Below are 17,200 nucleotides of genomic sequence, written 5' to 3'. Positions count from 1 at the left end.
GCGCAACCCACTTACGCCACACCCGGCATACGGGAAGGGCGCGTGTGCCGTGCGGGACTCAGCCCTGCTTGCGCGGCTGCTTGCCCTCCACCACCTGGGTGCCGGCCACCTTGTCGTGGAGGGCCTGTCGCTTGTCGTCCCAGAGCGGCCAGAGCCCGTCGAGCAGGGAGAGGAACGGGACGAACTGCCCTGCCAGCGGGACGAGCCGGCGCAGCGCCGCGGTGCCCAGGGGCAGGGGTCCGGGCTCGGTGGTCCGGCGCACGCTGATGCCGACGACCATCTTGCCGGGGGTCTGCGCCGTGGTGGTCCAGAAGACGAGGCAGTAGGCCGTGGTGAGCAGCCAGAGGATGAAGGAGAACTGCAGTGCGGGCCCGGTGAGCTCGCCCTGGATCGCGGTGAGGCGCACCCGGTCGTTGGCCTCGGCCGCCGTCACCATCTCGGAGAACAGCTGGCCCATGCGGGGGGTCGCCGCCCACGAGATGGCGCCGCCGACGAGCGAGATGACGATGCCGTCGATGAACCAGGCGCCGACGCGCTTGCCCCAGGACGCGAGCGGTATGCCGTCGGCGGTGGTGCGGATGTTGTACATCCACTGCGCGTTGCCCGGCGCCTGCTGGTAGTACTGCTGGGGCGTCTGCGACTGGCTCTGCCAGCCGCTGCCCTTGGGCACCGGAGTGGTGGGCGTCGGCGCGGCAGCCCCCGTGCGGTCAGCCGAGCCCTGGTCGCCGCGAGCCTGCTGCGGCAGTCCGATGGTGCTCTGCGACACCGTCGGCGACTTCTTCGGTGCGGTGTGGTTCGTCCACGACACGCCGTCCCAGTAGCGGAGCATGTCGGGTTGGCTCGGGTCGTCGTACCACCCGGAGGGCTGCTGGCTCATGACCCAACTGTGCCACGACGGTGTACGCCCTCCAGGGAGCGGGCCCCCGGTCGCGAGTCCTGTCCGTCTTGCCCGGCGAATCACGCCTATCGGTCGATATCACGCAATCTCAACACAAGGTTTCCTCAAGGCCCCATGGCGACCATGAGCGTGCGGTGGGCTCGTCGCCGTCGGGGGGACGAGCCGTGGCCGTGGCTGGACCCGGCCGCCGCGTTGACACAGGAGGATGGCCATGTCGCGAAAGCACCACATCAGGTTCTTGACAGCAGTGACCGGATCGGTGGTGATGGCCGCAGGCCTCGGTTCAGCCTGGCCGGCGTTCGCGGCCGGCATCAACGAGCCTCCGGTGGCACCCCACTCGATCATCGTCTTCCCCGAGCGCGACTTCATCTCCGCTGCGGGCTACCAGCAGGGTCAGACGGCGACGGTCAACGTGGTGCGCGCCGGCTTCGTGGTCGGCACCGCGCTCGTGGATCCGCAGGACGACCCGACCACCGTCGGGTTCGACGGCATCGTCGAGGTCAACCACCCCGGCGGCGGCTGCTGGGCAGGGGTCACGCCCGACATCCGCCCGGGCGACGTGGTGCAGGTGCTCACGGCACCAGACACGGGAGACCAGACCACGACGGCCGACGTGACGATCACCCAGAAGGCGACCCTGAACCCGGCCGACCCCACCAGCGTGATCGTCAAGGGCACCGCCACCTCTGCCACGGGCGGTCAGATCCCCGTCGACCAGCTCGAGGCGCGCATCGTCGCCGCGAAGCAGTCCTTCCTCATCAACGGCAAGCGGACCATCCGGGCGTCCAGCACGGGCGGCGAGGGCACGCTGGCCTACGACGGACCGACGGTCAACACGTGGACGGCGACCTTCACCGGGCTCGGGCAGTTCGACCCGGTCGCGGGCCTCACCGACGCGCAGCGGGCGGTGGCCAACGAGACCCGCGGCATGTGGCTCGGCCGGATCCCAGCGGCAGCCGTTCCCCTCGAGTCCACGATCTTCGAGTTCGGCCAGGTGGGCGGCCCGGGCGCTCCGTGCACCGCACCGGCCGACCGTGGGCCCAGCACGCCTGACCTGGCTGCCGCCAGCGACTCAGGCAGCTCGAGCACCGACAACGTGACGAGCAACCCGATGCCGACCTTCGGCGGCGTACGCGGGCTGCCGACCGCCACCACCATCAACCTGTACATCGACGGCGCACCCGCAGGCAGCACGACCACCATCGCGCCCAACGGCGCCTGGTCGATCACGCCGACGGTCCCGCTCGCCGACGGTCCCCACACGGTCACCGCCGGAGAGGTCTCCGGGGCGAGCCCCGAGACGATGGGCCTCGGTGCGCTGCCGTTCACGATCGACACGGTCGCGCCGGCGACGTCCATCACGTCCGGGCCCGCTGTGGCGGGAACGGCACGCACGGTCATCTGGCGCTTCACGAGTGATGCCGGATCCACCTTCACGTGCTCGCTCACGCCGGGCGCGGCCGCGCAGGCCTGCCTCACCGGCATGACCTACGGCCCGCTCACCGACGGGCGCTACACCTTCACCGTCGGGGCGACGGATCTCGCAGGCAACGTCGGTGCGACCCGTTCGGCCGCATTCGCCGTCGGTGTCGCCCCCACCGTCAGCACGCGCTCGCCGCTCCCGGGCCAGAGCCGCATCGTCCAGACGGCGAACGTCACCGCCACCTTCAGCAGTGCGGTGACCGGGGTCAGCGGCACGTCGTTCGTGCTGCGCTCGCCGAGCGGGGCGGTCGTCCCGGCCGTCGTGAGCTACAACGCGCCGACGCACGTGGCCACGCTCAACCCGAACGCCACCCTCGCCCCCGACACGCGTTACGCAGCAAGCCTCACGACGGCGGTCAAGAGCGCCGACTTCGGGGTCGCGATGGTCTCGACGACGTGGACGTTCCTCACGGGCCCGGCGCCGGTGGTCAACTTCCGCAGCCCCGCCTCGGGCGCCGTGGGAGTGAGCCGGGTCAGCAACGTGACGGTCGGCTTCACGGAGCCCGTCGCGGGTGTCAGCACGGCGTCGGTGGTCCTGCGCTCGCCCAGCGGAGCGATCGTCCCTGCCGTCGTCACCTACAACGCGACGACCCGGCGCGCGACGCTCAACCCGAACGCCACCCTCGCCGCTCGGACGCGCTACACGCTCGGCCTCACCTCGGGCATCCGTGACACGGCGGGCAACATCCTGACACCGAGCACGGCAGCCTTCACCACGGGAGGCTGACGCAGGACCTGACCGGGACCGCGGTCGCCCCCCCTCGCGTGGGACCGGGAAGAAGGATCCGCCCCCACGTCCGTCGACGGACGTGGGGGCGGACTCCTGTCGCGGCCGCGGTCAGAGGTTGCCGCGCTTGTCCTGTTCGCGCTCGATCGCCTCGAAGAGCGCCTTGAAGTTGCCCTTGCCGAAGCCGAGCGACCCGTGCCGCTCGATGAGCTCGAAGAACACCGTGGGCCGGTCCCCGAGCGGCTTGGTGAAGATCTGGAGCAGGTAGCCGTCCTCGTCGCGGTCGACGAGGATCTTGCGCTTCTGCAGCTCCTCGATCGGAACGCGGACGTTGCCGATGCGCTCGCGCAACTCCGCATCCTCGTAGTAGCTGTCGGGGGTGTCGAGGAACTCCACGCCGTTGGCGCGCAGGGCGTCGACCGAGGCGAGGATGTCGTTCGTCGCGACGGCGAGGTGCTGAGCGCCCGCACCGCGGTAGAACTCGAGGTACTCGTCGATCTGGCTCTTCTTCTTCGCGATCGCGGGCTCGTTGAGCGGGAACTTCACGCGGTGGTTGCCGTTCGCCACCACCTTGCTCATCAGGGCGGAGTAGTCGGTCGCGATGTCGTCACCGATGAACTCGGCCATGTTCACGAAGCCCATGACCTTGTTGTAGAAGGTGACCCACTCGTCCATGTGACCGAGCTCGACGTTCCCGACGATGTGGTCGAGGGCCTGGAAGAGCCGCTTCGGCTGGCCCTCCCGCTTGACGTGCGTGGACGTGGTCGGCACGTAGCCGGGGAGGTACGGGCCGGCATACGTCTGGCCGTCGACGGTGCGCTGCACGAGGGTGTGGCGCGTCTCGCCGTAGGTCGCGATGGCGGCGGTGCGCACGGTGCCGTGCTCGTCGGTGTGGTCGGCGGGCTCCTCGAGCACCGTCGCGCCGGCGCGGCGCGCCTGGGCCACGCACTTGTCGACGTCGGGCACCTCGAGCGCGATGTCGACGACGCCGTCGCCGTGGCGACGGTGGTGGTCTGCGAGCGGGCTGTCGGGGTCGACGGCGCCCTTGACGACGAAGCGGATCGAGCCGCTGCGCAGCACGAAGGCCTTGTGGTCGCGGTTGCCGTTCTCGGGACCGGAGTAGGCGACGAGGTCCATGCCCCACGCGCTCTGGTAGTAGTGCGCGCTCTGGGTGGCGTTGCCGGCGACGAAGACGATCGCGTCCCATCCGGTGACGGGGAAGACGTCGGTGTTCTCGTCGTACTCGACGAGTCCGACGAGCTGCTTGAGCTGGTCGAGGTCGAGGTCGGCTTCGCGCTCCTGGGCGGTGAGGTCGGAGCTGAGGTCGACGGCGCGGTCGGCGGCCTGAGACGGCATCGTGTCAGTCATGGAGCGAGGGTGTCCGACACTGGTCGACTGTGCAACAGCACGGATTCCGGCTGGACACAGTGCGCAAAGTGTTGCCCGTATGCCGTCTGGTGCTGGACACTTTGCCCATGACCTCGACCGCCGGGCTGGGATCGCGTGCCGCCGTCGACGCGCTCGACTGCCGCATCCTGCTGCTCCTGCTCACGGAGCCCGGCGTCGGCGTGCTCGGTGCGTCGCGCCGCCTCGGCGTGGCTCGAGGCACGGTCCAGGCCCGCATCGACCGCCTCCAGCGCACCGGCGTGCTGCGGTCGATGGCCCCCGATGTCGACCCGGCGGCGCTCGGCTATCCGGTGACGGCATTCTGCACCCTCGAGATCCGCCAGGGCCGCGGCGGCCACTCCCCCGTCGTCGAGCACCTCGCCGCCATCCCCGAGGTGCTCGAGGCTCACACCATCACCGGGTCCGGCGACGTGCTCATCCGCATCGTCGGGCGCGACAACGCCGACCTTCAGCGCGTCATCGACCAGGTCGTCGACGACGCCCACGTCACTCGCGCCTCCACCGTCATCTCGCTGGCCACCCGACTCGACCACCGCACCGTCCCACTCGTCGAGCACCTGCTCGACCTCGCCCAAGGAGACCACCACCCGTGACCGCCGAAGCCGTGAGCGCCAACCCCTACGCCCCGAGGGCCGAGACCCTGCTGACCCACCCCGACTGGACCCGGAGCGCGACGATCTACCAGGTCAACCAGCGCCACTTCACCCCCGAGGGCACCTTCCGCGCAGCGGAGGCCCACCTGCCGCGCCTGCGCGACCTCGGCATCGACATCGTCTGGCTGATGCCCGTGCACCCCATCGGCGAGCAGAACCGCAAGGGGGTGCTCGGCAGCCCGTATGCCGTCAAGGACTACCTCTCGGTCAACCCCGAGTTCGGCACCCTCGAGGACCTGCGCCACTTCGTGGCGACAGCCCACGACCTCGGGCTCCACGTCATCCTCGACTGGGTGGCCAACCACACGGCCTGGGACAACCCGCTCGTCGAGGAGCACCCCGACTGGTACGCCCGTGACTGGAAGGGCGACTTCCGCCCCACGCCGTGGTGGGACTGGGACGACATCATCGACCTCGACTACGACAACGAGGATCTCCGCCGCTACATGACCGAGGCCATGGCGTATTGGGTGCGCGAGGTCGACGTCGACGGGTTCCGTTGCGACGTGGCCGGATTCGTGCCCGTCGACTTCTGGGACAACGTGCGCCGCGAGCTCGACGAGATCAAGCCTGTCTTCATGCTCGCCGAGTGGGAGGCGCGCGACCTGCACACCCGCGCCTTCGACATGACGTACGCGTGGAGCTGGAACGACACGCTCCACAAGATCGCGCACGGCAAGGCCGACGTCGAGGCGCTCAAGGTCTACTACGCCTGGAACGACCGCTTCTACCAGCGTGACGCCTACCGCATGCTCTTCGTGAGCAACCACGACAAGAACGCCTGGGAGGGCACCGAGTACGAGCAGTTCGGCGACGCGCTCGAGCCCGCGATCGTGCTGTCGGTCGTCAGCGAGGGGGTGCCGCTCGTCTACAACGGACAGGAGGCCGGCAGCGACAAGCGCCTCGTCTTCTTCGACAAGGACCAGATCGAGTGGCGCGACGACGAGCAGGGCGAGCTCTACCGCCGGCTCTTCGCCCTGAAGAAGGCGCACCCGGCCCTGTGGAACGGCGCTGCCGGCGGCCGGATGGTGCGGGTGCCGAACTCGGCCGAGGCCGCGGTGCTCAGCTTCGTGCGGGCCGTGGGCGACGACCGCGTCTTCGCGGCCTTCAACTTCTCGGACACCGAGCAGACGGTGACGCTCGGCGACGGGCCGCAAGCCGGGCTGTGGAACGACGCGTTCACGGGCGAGCCCGTGGAGCTGTCCGTCGGGCAGCCGTTCACGCTGCCCGCCTGGGGCCACCGGGTCCTCGTCGGTGCCCCCGTCGCCGAGCAGGACTGAAGAAAACTCCCGGACGCGCGAATTGTCAGCCGAAAACGCGCCGAAACCACAGACGTGGGAGGGGTCGATCGGCGAGGATGGGGGTGCGTACCCGTCGGTGCTCCCCTGTCCCGGCGGGTACGCCTTTTCGTGCCCCGAGGACCCGTAGGGGTATGCAGTCCCGTCACGAGTGGACGTTGCCCGCACGGGTGCGCCGTGCACGGCGCACCCGTGGCGGAAGCCCGCACTCCTGCGAACTTCCGCCACGTGGACGGTGCGGGTCAGCCGGTGACGGTCACCGGGCTGCCGTTGCTGACGAGCCTCCAGTCGGTGCTGGAGAACACGGCCGGGTCGATGACCTTGTTGGCGGTGGCCCAGTCGATGAGCAGCTGGCGGATCTCGATCTGGCGGTTGTAGACGACCGGAGCCGTCGTGACGCCCGGGAAGCCGCCACCGCCGGACTGCCGGTAGTTGTTGATCGCGACGACGAACCGCGCGTCGGCGGCGACCGGCGCCCCGCCGTAGGCGAGGTTGGTGATGCGCGAGCCGACCGCCTTGGCGATGTCGATGTCGTAGGTGAGGTCGGCGTCGAGACCGCCCATGATGTCGTAGTTGTAGTCGGGCGTGCCGCCGGCGCCGGTGATGGCGTCGGCCGCGACCGGGCCGGTGCCCGCGTACTGCACGAAGTACGACGCGCTCTTCTCGAGGTAGTCCTTGACCTGCGCACCCGTCAGCACGATGCCGAGCAGCGTGTTGTCGTAGATGTAGAGGCCGGCGACGTCGCGGATCGTCACGTCGCCCTGCGGGATCGCCGCGAGCTTGTTGAACGGGGCGGCGATCGAAAGCATCGGCAGCGCACCCTCGGGCGTGCCGGCCAGGGCCTTCTTGACGGCGTCGGCCTGGACGTAGTTGATGAAGTCGATGGCCGGGGTGTCCTCGTAGCGCGAGCTGGCCGCCGACATCGCCTGCGTGCACGTGCCGATGACGCCGTTGACGTAGGCAAGGACCTTCTCGTGGGCGGCCTGGACCGCACCGGTGACGGCCGGGTCCTCGGGCACGGCGTTGGCGTCCCACAGCTGCCCGGCGGAGTCGACGACCTGCCACTGGCCCCGGACCTTCCGCAGCCACAGGGTCAGCTCGGCCACGCGCATGCCCCAGTAGAGCGGCTCGACGAGGAGCACCTGCTTGCCGGTCTGGGCGTTCGTGGCCTTGTCGACGACCTCGACGTGCGAGTGGCCGACCAGGACGGCGTCGATGCCGGGCACCTGCTCGGCCAGGAGCCGGCTGGCGTTCTCCACGTACGGCAGGGCGTCGCCCCACGAGGACTTGCCGTTGGTACCGGAGTGGCACGACACGATGACGACCTCGGCGCCGGCCGCCTTGAGGCGCGGCACGAAGACCTTCGCCTGCTCGACGATGCCGGGGAACTTCAGCCGGCCCTCGACGTTGGCCTTGTCCCAGATCGCGACACCCGGCGTGACGAGCCCGAGGATGCCGACCTTGATCGGCTTCTGGCCGGGCAGCTTGACGGTCTTGATGACCCACGGCTTGAAGGCGGGCGAACCGGTCTTCCAGTGGACGGTGTTGGCCGACAGGAGCGGGAAGTCCAGCTGCTTCTCGAAGGCCCGCAGCGTGTCGATGCCGTAGTTGAACTCGTGGTTGCCGAGCGCGGCCGCGTCGTAGCCGACCGCGTTCATGGCGGCGGCCATCGGGTGGGTCGAGCCGCCGGTGATCGGGTCGATCTTGGCGTAGTAGTACGCGAGCGGCGTGCCCTGGATCGTGTCGCCCGCGTCGAGCGTGAGGCAGGAGGCGGCGCCCAGCTCGGCCCGCCGCATCTTGATGATCGAGGAGGCCTTGGCGATGCCGATGTCGTTGTGCGTCTTGTCGTCGTACTCGCGGTTGTTGAAGTAGTCCCAGTTGAAGACGTTGCCGTGGAGGTCGGTGGTGCCGAGCACGGTGAGGCGCACGGTCTCGCCGTTGCTGCCGGGTCCTTTCGCGGCCGCCGCGGGCTCGGCGGCGCGGACGGTCGCGAGGCCGACGCCGCCGACCGCGGCCAGCGAGAGAAGCTGACGCCGGGTCGTGGCGGAGGCGAGGAAGTCAGGGGTCGTGGAGCGGGTGGAGTCGGTGCTCATGTCGTCCTTCGGGGGGGCGCGAGGGTGTTCGCGGGGGCAGGGTGCCGGTGGTCTCCAGCAGGGCGCGCCGAGGCGCCCGCCCGACCCTAGCGGGACAAACCGGGACGAAGGCGGACGAGACGCCACTGGTTCGTGAACACCAGCGGACCGGCGCCCGACCTGATGCGTCGCAGGACGCTCAGCGACGGCCGACGAGCCAGAGCCGGATCTTGTCGATGCGCTCGCCGACCTGGTCGGTGGACGCCGCCGCGAGGTCGGGGCCACCACAGACGCGGCGAAGGTCCATGTGCACGTTGGCGTGCGGCAGGCCTTTCTGCCGGGCATAGGTCGAGACGAGCGTGTTCAGCTCCTTGCGCTGGGCGGCGAGGGCGCGGTGCGCGGCGACCGGGGTCGGCCCCTGAGCCCCCTGCGGCGCCTTCTTCACCTGGCGGCTCTGGCGCTCGCGCAGCAGGGCTGACACCTGGTCGGGCTCGAGCAGCCCGGGCAGGCCGAGGTACTCCTCCTCGTCCTCGGAGCCGACCTGCGCGTGCATGCCCCACTGCTGCTTGTCGAAGAGCACGTGGTCGAAGTGGGCGTCGGACTCGAGCGCCTCGAAGGCGCCCTCGTCCAGCGCGCCGCTCGCCTTGTCGGCGCGGTTGGCCTCGTCGAGGAGCGACTGCTCCTCGGCCCACATCTGACCGATGTCGTCGGGGTTCGGCTTGCGGTCGAGGGCGTGGTCGCGCTGCTCCTCGAGGCGGGCAGCGTGGTCGAGCACGACCGGCACCGAGGGGAGGAACACCGAGGCGGTCTCACCGCGCCTGCGGGCCCGCACGAAGCGGCCGACCGCCTGCGCGAAGAAGAGCGGCGTCGAGGTCGACGTCGCATAGACACCGACCGCGAGCCGTGGCACGTCGACGCCCTCGGACACCATGCGCACGGCGACCATCCACCGCTCGTCGCTGGCGCCGAAGTCCTCGATGCGCTTGCTCGCGCCGAGGTCGTCGGAGAGCACGACCGTCGGAGCCTCGCCCGTCAGCTCACGGAGGATGGCGGCATACGCCCTCGCCTGGGTCTGGTTGGAGGCGATGACGAGGCCACCGGCGTCCTCGACGTGGCGACGCACCTCGGTGAGGCGCCGGTCGGCTGCGGCAAGGACCGCCGGGATCCACTCGCCCTTCGGGTCGAGAGCGGTGCGCCACGCGTGCGCGACGAAGTCCTTGGTCATCGGCTCGCCGAGCCGCGCCTCGAGCTCGTCGCCGGCCTTGGTGCGCCAGCGCATGCTGCCGCCGTAGGCCATGAAGAGGACGGGGCGCACGACGCCGTCGCGCAGCGCCTCGGCGTAGCCGTAGGTGTAGTCGCTCGAGCTGACGAGCGTGCCCTCGGCGTCGAGCTCGTAGGTGACGAACGGGATCGGCGACGTGTCGGAGCGGAACGGCGTGCCGGTGAGGCTGAGGCGCCGCGTGGCGGGCTCGAACGCCTCGCGTATGCCGTCGCCCCAGCTCTTGGCGTCACCACCGTGGTGCACCTCGTCGAGGATGACGAGGGTCGGGCGCGTCGTCGTCAGCTCGCGGTGCAGTGAGGGGCGCGAGGCCACCTGCGCGTAGGTGACCGCGACGCCGTGGTAGTCGTCGCTGTGCCGGCCGATGCTGTTGCTGAACTTCGGGTCGAGGCTGATGCCGACCCGGGCCGCGGCGTCGGCCCACTGCGTCTTGAGGTGCTCGGTGGGCGCGACGACGGTGACCCGCTGCACGATGCCGGCGCCGAGCAGCTCGGTGGCGACCCGCAGGGCGTACGTCGTCTTGCCGGCGCCGGGCGTCGCCACCGCGAGGAAGTCACGCGGCCCCCTGCCGAGGTAGAGGTCGAGCGCCTCCTGCTGCCACGCGCGCAGCTTGCTGGCGGTACCCCACGCTGCCCGCTCCGGGAAGGCGGGAGGAAGGTGGAAGGCAGCCCCTGAACTCATAGGCCGCCCACGGTATCCGGTCGGCCCCCGCGACATGCCGGGGCCCCGCCAAGTTGGCGGGGCCCCGACTGGTTTGGTATGGCGACCGAGTTCGTATGCCGCAGAGAGGTTTTCGCAGGTCAGCCGCCTGCGAGCCGCCTCACTTGCCGGCGCGGTAGGCCGTCCACTGGGCCTGCATGCGCGAGACCTGACCGGACGTGAAGGTGTTCATGCACGAGTCGTAGGTGTAGTCCATGAAGTTCTTGATCGGGTCGAGGCCGGGGCTGGTGCAGGTGTCGCGGCCGGTCGGGCACTGGTAGGCCGCGCTCGCCTCGGCCGGCGTGTCGGAGACGTAGTCGCCGTTGCCGTTACAGCCGCCCTGGAACGTGTGGTAGAGCCCGGCCCAGTGACCGACCTCGTGGGTGGCGGTGTCGCCCTGGTTGTAGTTCGTCGCGCTGCCACCGGGCAGCGAGCCGGTGAGCACCACGACGCCGTCCATCACGTCGTAGCTGTTCTTCGGGAACGTCGCCCAGCCGAGGAGGCCCTGACCGATGTTGGCCGAGTAGAGGTTGAGGTCGGCCATCGTGCCCTTGCGCAGCGCCGTCTTCATGCTGCGCTCGGCCGCGGAGCCCGGGGTGACGGTGTACCAGGACGCGTTGCTCGTCGAGTCGCTGCCGGCCAGCGTGAAGCTGAGGCCGGTGCCGGAGTAGGCGTTGTTGAGCACGGTGATCTGGCTGCTGATCTTGCTGGCGCTCACGGCTCCCTGCGAACCGTTGGTGATGGTGTGCCAGTACACCTTGACGTTGGCGGCCGCGAAGGCCGCGGTGGCGCCAGGCTTGGCGTTCTGGCCCGACGCCTTGGCCAGCTTGCCGGACGAGTCACGGGTCAGGCCCTTGGCCGCGAGCGCCTTCGTGAGGGCGGCCTCGTTGGCTCGCACCTGGGCGTCGGAGAGCTCGTGCGGGTCCTTGGCGGTGCCGTGCGTGCCACGGGCACCGACCGCAGCGGGGTCGACGCACGCGGCCTTGTCGTGGCCGTCGGCGGCGGGGACCGCCTGGGCCGGTGACCCGAGTGCCAGGGTGGCGAGCGCGAGGGTTGCGGCAAGGGCCAGGGAGCGGAGCTTCATGGGGAGACCTTTCTCGTCCGACACGGCCCCCGATCGGGCGCCGACCCCAGCGACGATAGGTACGCGAGTGTCAGCGGCGGAGCCACCGCGAGTAAAGAAGCCGTCAGGAATCGCCCTGCGAGCCGTGCTCGTCCGAAGGGGTGACGAAAGGGTCAGGCGTCCCCGTTGTCGCCGTCGCCGCCGTCCTGGGGGTCGCGCAGACCCTCGTAGATCTCCTTGCAGACAGGACAGACCGGGAACTTCTGGGGGTCGCGCCCGGGCACCCAGATCTTGCCGCAGAGCGCGACGACGGGCTCACCCGAGAGGGCGCTCTCGAGGATCTTCTCCTTGCGCACGTAGTGCGAGAAGCGTTCGTGGTCGCCGGGCTCCTGGAGCTCCTCACGGACCTCCTCGCGCTCGATCGTCGCCGTGCGCGTGCCGCGCAGCGGCTCCGGCTCGAAGGGGTCGGGAGGCATCGTGCTCATGACGAGAGTGTATGCCGCCCTGCCGCGCTCGCCAGGAGCCGCTCCCCCGCAGGGTAGGCACGCCACGACGCGGGCATCGCGGCCGGCCTGCCGCTCAGGAGCACCGCCTCCACACCGCCCTCGGCGCGCTCGGCACCGGCCACGTCTGCGGTCGGGTCGGGCTCGAGACCGATCCGGCGCAGGGTCTGCCGGGCGACCGCCACCGGGGAGTCGTGCACGACGACGCCGTCGCCCAGGGCTGCGACGATGCGATCGACGACGAGCCCGTAGTGGGTGCAGCCGAGCACGAGGGAGCGCACCCCCGCGGGGGTCTGCGACGCGGCATACGCGATGCACTCGTCGACGAGCTGAGCGTCTCCGGCCTCGATGGCCTCCGCGAGGCCGAGGGCGGCGACGGCGTACGTCTCGACGTCGGCGGCGAAGGCGTCGATGAGGCCACGCAGGTAGTCGCTCGACGTCGTGGCTGCGGTGGACCAGACCGCGACCGGTCCCCCGGTGGCCGCGGCCGGGCGGATGGCGGGCACCGTGCCGATCACCGGGACGTCCGGCTCGAGCTCGGCGCGGAGGGCGCCGAGTCCGTGCACCGACGCGGTGTTGCAGGCGACGACGATCGCGTCGGGGGCGTGCGGGAGGGTCGCCCGTGCCGACGCGAGGATGAGCGTGCGCACCTCGTCCGGCGTTCGCGGACCGTAGGGCATGTTGTCGGGGTCCAGCGAGAGCACGAGCCCGAGATCGGGGCGGAGCGAGTGCAGCGCGTCGGCGTAGCCGAGGAGCCCGAGGCCGCTGTCGACGAAGGCAACTCGCCTGGTCGATGCTCGGGCCTCGGGCTGCCGCTCTGCCGCGGCCGCAGGTCCGGGGGTGACGCCCACCTCAGTTCATCGAGGGGTCGTCGGGGAAGTTCGCGACGTACGCGAGGCTGTCGCGCTGCCGACGGAGCACCTCGCGCCAGAGGATCCCCGGCTGGGACGTGAACGCGTCACGCACCTCCGCGTCGACGACGTACCAGTCGCCTCGGGCGATCTCGTTCTCGAGCTGGCCGGCCTCCCAGCCGGAGTAGCCGGCGAAGATCCGCAGGCCGGCGAGCTCAGCGGCCACCACCGGGGTCGGCGCGTCGAGGTCGACGAGCCCGATCGAGCCGAACAGGCGCTTCACGCCGAGCGGTTCGGGCTCGTCACCGGGGACGGTCACGAGGCCCAGCGCCGACGAGGTCGACACGGGCCCACCCTGGAAGAGCACATGGGGCGCGGTGACGACGCGCTGCCAGCCCGGCAGCACGGAGTCGACCTCCGCGGACAGCGGCTTGTTGAGCACGACGCCCTGGGCCCCACCGTCGTCGTGGTGCAGCATGAGGATGACGGACCGGTGGAAGACGTCACCCTCGACGGAGGGTGTCGCCACGAGCAGGCGGCCGGTGTGGAACGTCGAGCTCACGGAGCACAGCCTTCCACACCGGCGGCTGCTCAGAAGCGAGCGCCCCGGCGACCGCCACGGTCGTCGTCACTCCAGCGAGACACGAGGCCGTCGCCCCGCTCACCTCGACGACCACGACGGTCGTCGCGGCCACCGCTGTGGTGCGGGCGGAAGCCGCCGCGCGTGCCCTGGCGCGGGCCACGTGCGCCGGCCGGGCTGCGACGGTGCTGCTTGGGTCCTGCGATGAGGCGCTGGAACTCGTCCTCGGCGATGGCGACGCCGCTGGGCGTCGTGGCGCCGGTCGCAGCGATGATCGCGTCGCCGGGCGTGGCCCGGACCGGTGCGATGTCGAGGCCGGCGTCCTTGAGCTGGCGCTCCATCGTCTTGCGCTGGTGCGGCAGCGCGAGGGTGACGACCGTGCCCTTGTCGCCCGCGCGGGCCGTTCGGCCCGAGCGGTGCAGGTAGTCCTTGTGGTCGGCCGGCGGGTCGACCTGCAGCACGACCGAGACGTCGTCGACGTGGATGCCGCGAGCGGCGACGTCGGTCGCGACGAGCACCGGGAGGGTGCCGTCGCGGAACGCGCCGAGGACGCGGTTGCGTTGGCCCTGGTTGAGTCCGCCGTGCAGCGCGGCCGCCATGACGCCCTGCTCGCGCAGCTGCAGCGCGATGCGGTCGGCGCCGAGCTTGGTGCGGCAGAAGACGACGGTGCGCCCCTCGCGGTTGGCGACCTCGGCCGTGATGACCTTCTTGTGCTGCGGGTCGATGAGCAGGACGTGGTGGTCCATGCCCTCCACCGAGGCTGTGGCATCGTTCGTCGAGTGCGTCACCGGGTCGGTGAGGTACTTGTCGACCAGCGCGTCGATGCCGCGGTCGAGCGTCGCCGAGAACAGCAGGCGCTGGCCGTCGGCCGGGATCTTGTCGAGGGTCGTCGTGATCTCGGCCATGAAGCCCATCTCGGCCATGTGGTCGGCCTCGTCGAGCACCGTGATCGCGATGTCGTCCATCTCGACCGCGCCGCGCTCGAGCAGGTCGTTGAGCCGGCCCGGGGTGGCGATGAGGATGTCGACGCCCTTGTTGAGGGCGTTGATCTGGGTCGTGTAGCTGAGCCCGCCCGCGACGAGCTTGTGCCGCAGGCCGACGACGTGCACGAGGGGCTCGAGCGCGTCGGAGATCTGCATCGCGAGCTCACGGGTCGGCGTCAGGATCAGGGCGTGGGGCTTGCGCGGGCGACGCGGCAGGTCGGCCTCGAGCAGCCGCGCGATGAGGGGCAGGCCGAACGCGAGCGTCTTGCCGGAGCCGGTCTGGCCCCGTCCGAGGACGTCCTTGCCGGCGAGTGCGTCGGGGATCGTCGCGGTCTGGATCGGGAACGGCGAGGTGATGCCCTCGCGGGCCAGTCGCTCGACGACACGCTCCGGCAGACCCAGGGCGGCGAAGCCGTTGTCGGCCTCGACGGCGACGGGACCGTCGGAGATGTCGGCGCGGGTCGCCTTGGTCCAGTTGTCGGCGTCCATGCGCTCGGCCTCGGCGTCCTCGAAGCTCACCGGTGCACGGTCGTCGAAACGGTCGGCGCCACGGTCGAAGCGGGGACGGTCGTCGCGACGCTGGAAGCCGCGCTCGCCGCGGTCGTCACGACGGTCGAACGACGGACGGCCGCCACGGTCGTCACGGCGGTCGAACGACGGACGGTCGTCACGACGCTGGAGGCCACGGTCGCCACGGTCGTCACGACGGTCGAACGACGGACGGCCGCCACGGTCGTCACGGCGGTCGAACGACGGACGGTCGTCACGACGCTGGAAGCCACGGTCGCCACGGTCGTCACGGCGGTCGAACGACGGACGGTCGTCACGACGCTGGAAACCGCGCTCGCCACGGTCGTCACGACGGTCGAACGACGGACGGTCGTCACGACGGTGGAAACCGCGGTCGCCACGGTCGTCACGACGGTCGAACGACGGACGGCCGCCACGGTCGTCACGACGGTCGAACGACGGACGGTCGTCGCGACGCTGGAAACCACGGTCGCCACGGTCGTCACGGCGCTGGTAGCCGCCACGGTCGTCGCGGCGCTCGCCGCGGTCGTCACGGCGGTCGTCACGGCGGTCGTCACGGCGGTCGTCACGGCGGTCGTAGGAGCGGTGCTCGTCGCGAGGAGCACGCCACTCGCGACCACCGACGTGGGAGGTGCCCGACGAGGCCGGGCGCGAGGTCTTGGGACCGGAGAAGGAGCCGGACTTCGGTCCGGCCTGGCCGCGGTGCGGCTTCTTGGCCGCAGCCGACTTCTTCTCGGTGGACCAGCGGGCCTTCTTGGGCGCGCCGGAGGAGGTGTTCTTGGGCATTGCGTATTCAACTCTCTTGACTCGATGCAGACTTCGCCTCGAGCCGTGAGTCACCACACGACCATGCAGACGAGCCTCAGGCGCAGAACTGTCTGCGCCCCATGTGTCCCGGTGCCCGGCATCTGTGCCGTCCGGTGTTCGGATCCGCTCCGCGTCGGTGCCGGGCCGCGCTGTCTGCGCGAGCTTCCGGTGGGGGCGTCACCCCGTCGGACGAGCCTGCCCGCCGGGCATCCCCGGCGCCATCCCGTCCGTCGTGATCCGAGGAGACCTCGGAGTCGGATGCCCGCAAGTCTACCAGCGGCGCAGCCGCGGCCCGACCACGAGCGCCGCCGCGGCGAGGGCCACCCCCACGAGGTCGACCACAGCGTCCCAGACGTCGCCGGAGCGGCCGGGGAGCAGGAAGTGCTGCACGAGCTCGCTGACCGGGGCATGCAACGCGAAGGCGACGACTGCTGTGCGCAGCGACCCGAGAGCCCTGCCCACGGCATACGTCGGGACGGCGAAGACGAGCAGGTGGACCACCTTGTCGGTCCAGCTCACCGGTCCCTCGATCGTCACCACCGGCCAGTAGAGGACGCAGAGCTGCACGACCACGGCCAGCACGGCCATCGAGACGAGCCGTCTGGAGCGCTGCGCGGGCTCGCGCACCGCCAGGTCGCGGGGGGCGGCACGTCGAGGGCTCGTCATGTCTCCGGAGTCTAGGTAGGTTGCGACGAGGATCACGAGCCGCCCCCCGGCGGTCCGACGAGAGGACAGCCATGGGCAAGCGCACGGTGACCGTCAACGGCAGCGGCCGGGCGTCGGTCTCCCCCGACGTCGTGCGGCTCGACCTGCGGGTGGGCCACGACGCCGACGACGTCGCGGCGGCGCTCGCCGGGGCCACCGACGGCATCAGGAAGGTCGGCACCGTCGTGCGCGAGCGCGGCGTCGCCGATGCCGACATCCGCACGCTCGACGCAGGCGTGAACCAGCGCTGGGACAACACCGGCACGGCGGTCGGCTTCACCGCACAGCAGCGCCTCGGCGTGACCGTGCGCCGCCTCGAGGCGGTCGGCGAGATCCTCGAGGCCGCAGCCGCAGCCGTGGGTAACGCCCTGCTCGTCGACTCGGTCCGCCTCGACGTGGCCGACCGTTCCGATGGGCTCCGCGCCGCCCGCAACGGCGCTTTCGCCGACGCCCACGACAAGGCGCAGCAGTATGCCGGCCTGTCGGGTGCCGAGCTCGGCGCGGTTCTCGGGGTGGCCGAGGGCGGCGCGATGCCGCTCGCGGGACGGCGGTCGAAGTTCATGGCGGTCGCGGCCGATGCGGCAGGAGGGATGCCGGTCGAGGGCGGCGACCTCGAGCTCGTGGCGACCGTCACGGTCACCTGGCAGCTGGTGTGACCCGGG

General features: G+C 70.8%; 14 protein-coding genes. 4 read left to right on the top strand and 10 right to left on the bottom strand.

The genetic code is table 11. The features are described 5' to 3' along the window. Nucleotides 1–58: 58 nt before the first annotated feature. Entirely contained in the window at nt 59–877 is an 819-nt protein-coding gene (locus AB4091_RS18065; RefSeq protein WP_442293553.1) for an RDD family protein, read from the bottom strand. A 232-nt stretch (nt 878–1,109) separates the two neighbouring features. Between AB4091_RS18065 and AB4091_RS18060 the strand changes: the two genes are divergently transcribed. Further along, nucleotides 1,110–3,107: an Ig-like domain-containing protein gene (locus tag AB4091_RS18060; RefSeq protein WP_442293551.1), complete on the top strand. Its 1,998-nt coding sequence runs from the start codon at nt 1,110–1,112 to the stop codon at nt 3,105–3,107. A 111-nt stretch (nt 3,108–3,218) separates the two neighbouring features. On the opposite strand, the gene hppD is transcribed toward AB4091_RS18060, so the two are convergent. Continuing rightward, on the bottom strand, nt 3,219–4,475 hold the full coding sequence (gene hppD, locus AB4091_RS18055; RefSeq protein WP_442293549.1) for a 4-hydroxyphenylpyruvate dioxygenase: 1,257 nt from the start codon (nt 4,473–4,475) through the stop codon (nt 3,219–3,221). Between the two features lie 107 nt (nt 4,476–4,582). Here hppD and AB4091_RS18050 point away from each other — a divergent pair, with 107 nt between their 5' ends. Next, nucleotides 4,583–5,107, top strand: a complete 525-nt coding sequence (locus AB4091_RS18050) for an Lrp/AsnC family transcriptional regulator (RefSeq protein WP_442293547.1) — start codon at nt 4,583–4,585, stop codon at nt 5,105–5,107. Then, on the top strand, nt 5,104–6,447 hold the full coding sequence (locus AB4091_RS18045; protein ID WP_442293545.1) for an alpha-amylase family glycosyl hydrolase: 1,344 nt from the start codon (nt 5,104–5,106) through the stop codon (nt 6,445–6,447). Before AB4091_RS18050 ends, AB4091_RS18045 begins: the two co-directional genes overlap by 4 nt. A 260-nt stretch (nt 6,448–6,707) precedes the next feature. Here the strand turns inward: AB4091_RS18045 and AB4091_RS18040 are convergent, their stop codons facing one another. From AB4091_RS18040 to AB4091_RS18005, 8 genes are all read right to left on the bottom strand, one after another. Beyond that, entirely contained in the window at nt 6,708–8,558 is a 1,851-nt protein-coding gene (locus AB4091_RS18040; RefSeq protein ID WP_442293543.1) for a bifunctional metallophosphatase/5'-nucleotidase, read from the bottom strand. 178 nt (nt 8,559–8,736) lie between these two features. Beyond that, complete coding sequence (locus AB4091_RS18035; RefSeq protein WP_442293541.1) at nt 8,737–10,497, bottom strand: DEAD/DEAH box helicase; 1,761 nt, start codon at nt 10,495–10,497, stop codon at nt 8,737–8,739. Between the two features lie 139 nt (nt 10,498–10,636). After that, nucleotides 10,637–11,599 carry a zinc metalloprotease gene (locus tag AB4091_RS18030; protein WP_442293539.1) on the bottom strand — a complete coding sequence of 321 codons (963 nt, stop codon included), beginning with the start codon at nt 11,597–11,599 and terminating at the stop codon, nt 10,637–10,639. A gap of 152 nt (nt 11,600–11,751) precedes the next feature. Continuing rightward, nucleotides 11,752–12,063, bottom strand: a complete 312-nt coding sequence (locus AB4091_RS18025) for a DUF3039 domain-containing protein (RefSeq protein WP_442293537.1) — start codon at nt 12,061–12,063, stop codon at nt 11,752–11,754. Beyond that, on the bottom strand, nt 12,060–12,932 hold the full coding sequence (locus AB4091_RS18020; protein ID WP_442293535.1) for a glutamate racemase: 873 nt from the start codon (nt 12,930–12,932) through the stop codon (nt 12,060–12,062). The genes AB4091_RS18025 and AB4091_RS18020 overlap by 4 nt, the downstream gene beginning before the upstream one ends. Before the next feature lies 1 nt (nt 12,933). Beyond that, entirely contained in the window at nt 12,934–13,494 is a 561-nt protein-coding gene (locus AB4091_RS18015; RefSeq protein WP_442293533.1) for a YqgE/AlgH family protein, read from the bottom strand. Between the two features lie 29 nt (nt 13,495–13,523). Next, complete coding sequence (locus AB4091_RS18010) at nt 13,524–15,812, bottom strand: DEAD/DEAH box helicase (RefSeq protein ID WP_442293531.1); 2,289 nt, start codon at nt 15,810–15,812, stop codon at nt 13,524–13,526. A gap of 291 nt (nt 15,813–16,103) precedes the next feature. Further along, nucleotides 16,104–16,499, bottom strand: a complete 396-nt coding sequence (locus AB4091_RS18005) for a VanZ family protein (RefSeq protein ID WP_442293529.1) — start codon at nt 16,497–16,499, stop codon at nt 16,104–16,106. A 71-nt stretch (nt 16,500–16,570) separates the two neighbouring features. Here AB4091_RS18005 and AB4091_RS18000 point away from each other — a divergent pair, with 71 nt between their 5' ends. Further along, nucleotides 16,571–17,194, top strand: a complete 624-nt coding sequence (locus AB4091_RS18000) for an SIMPL domain-containing protein (protein ID WP_442293527.1) — start codon at nt 16,571–16,573, stop codon at nt 17,192–17,194. Nucleotides 17,195–17,200: the final 6 nt, after the last annotated feature.

This window comes from Terrabacter sp. 2RAF25 (assembly GCF_052115265.1).
In the GTDB taxonomy this organism is placed as follows: Bacteria; Actinomycetota; Actinomycetes; order Actinomycetales; family Dermatophilaceae; genus Terrabacter.
Note: the sequence above shows the minus strand (reverse complement) of the source record. Positions and strands in the feature narration are given on the sequence as shown.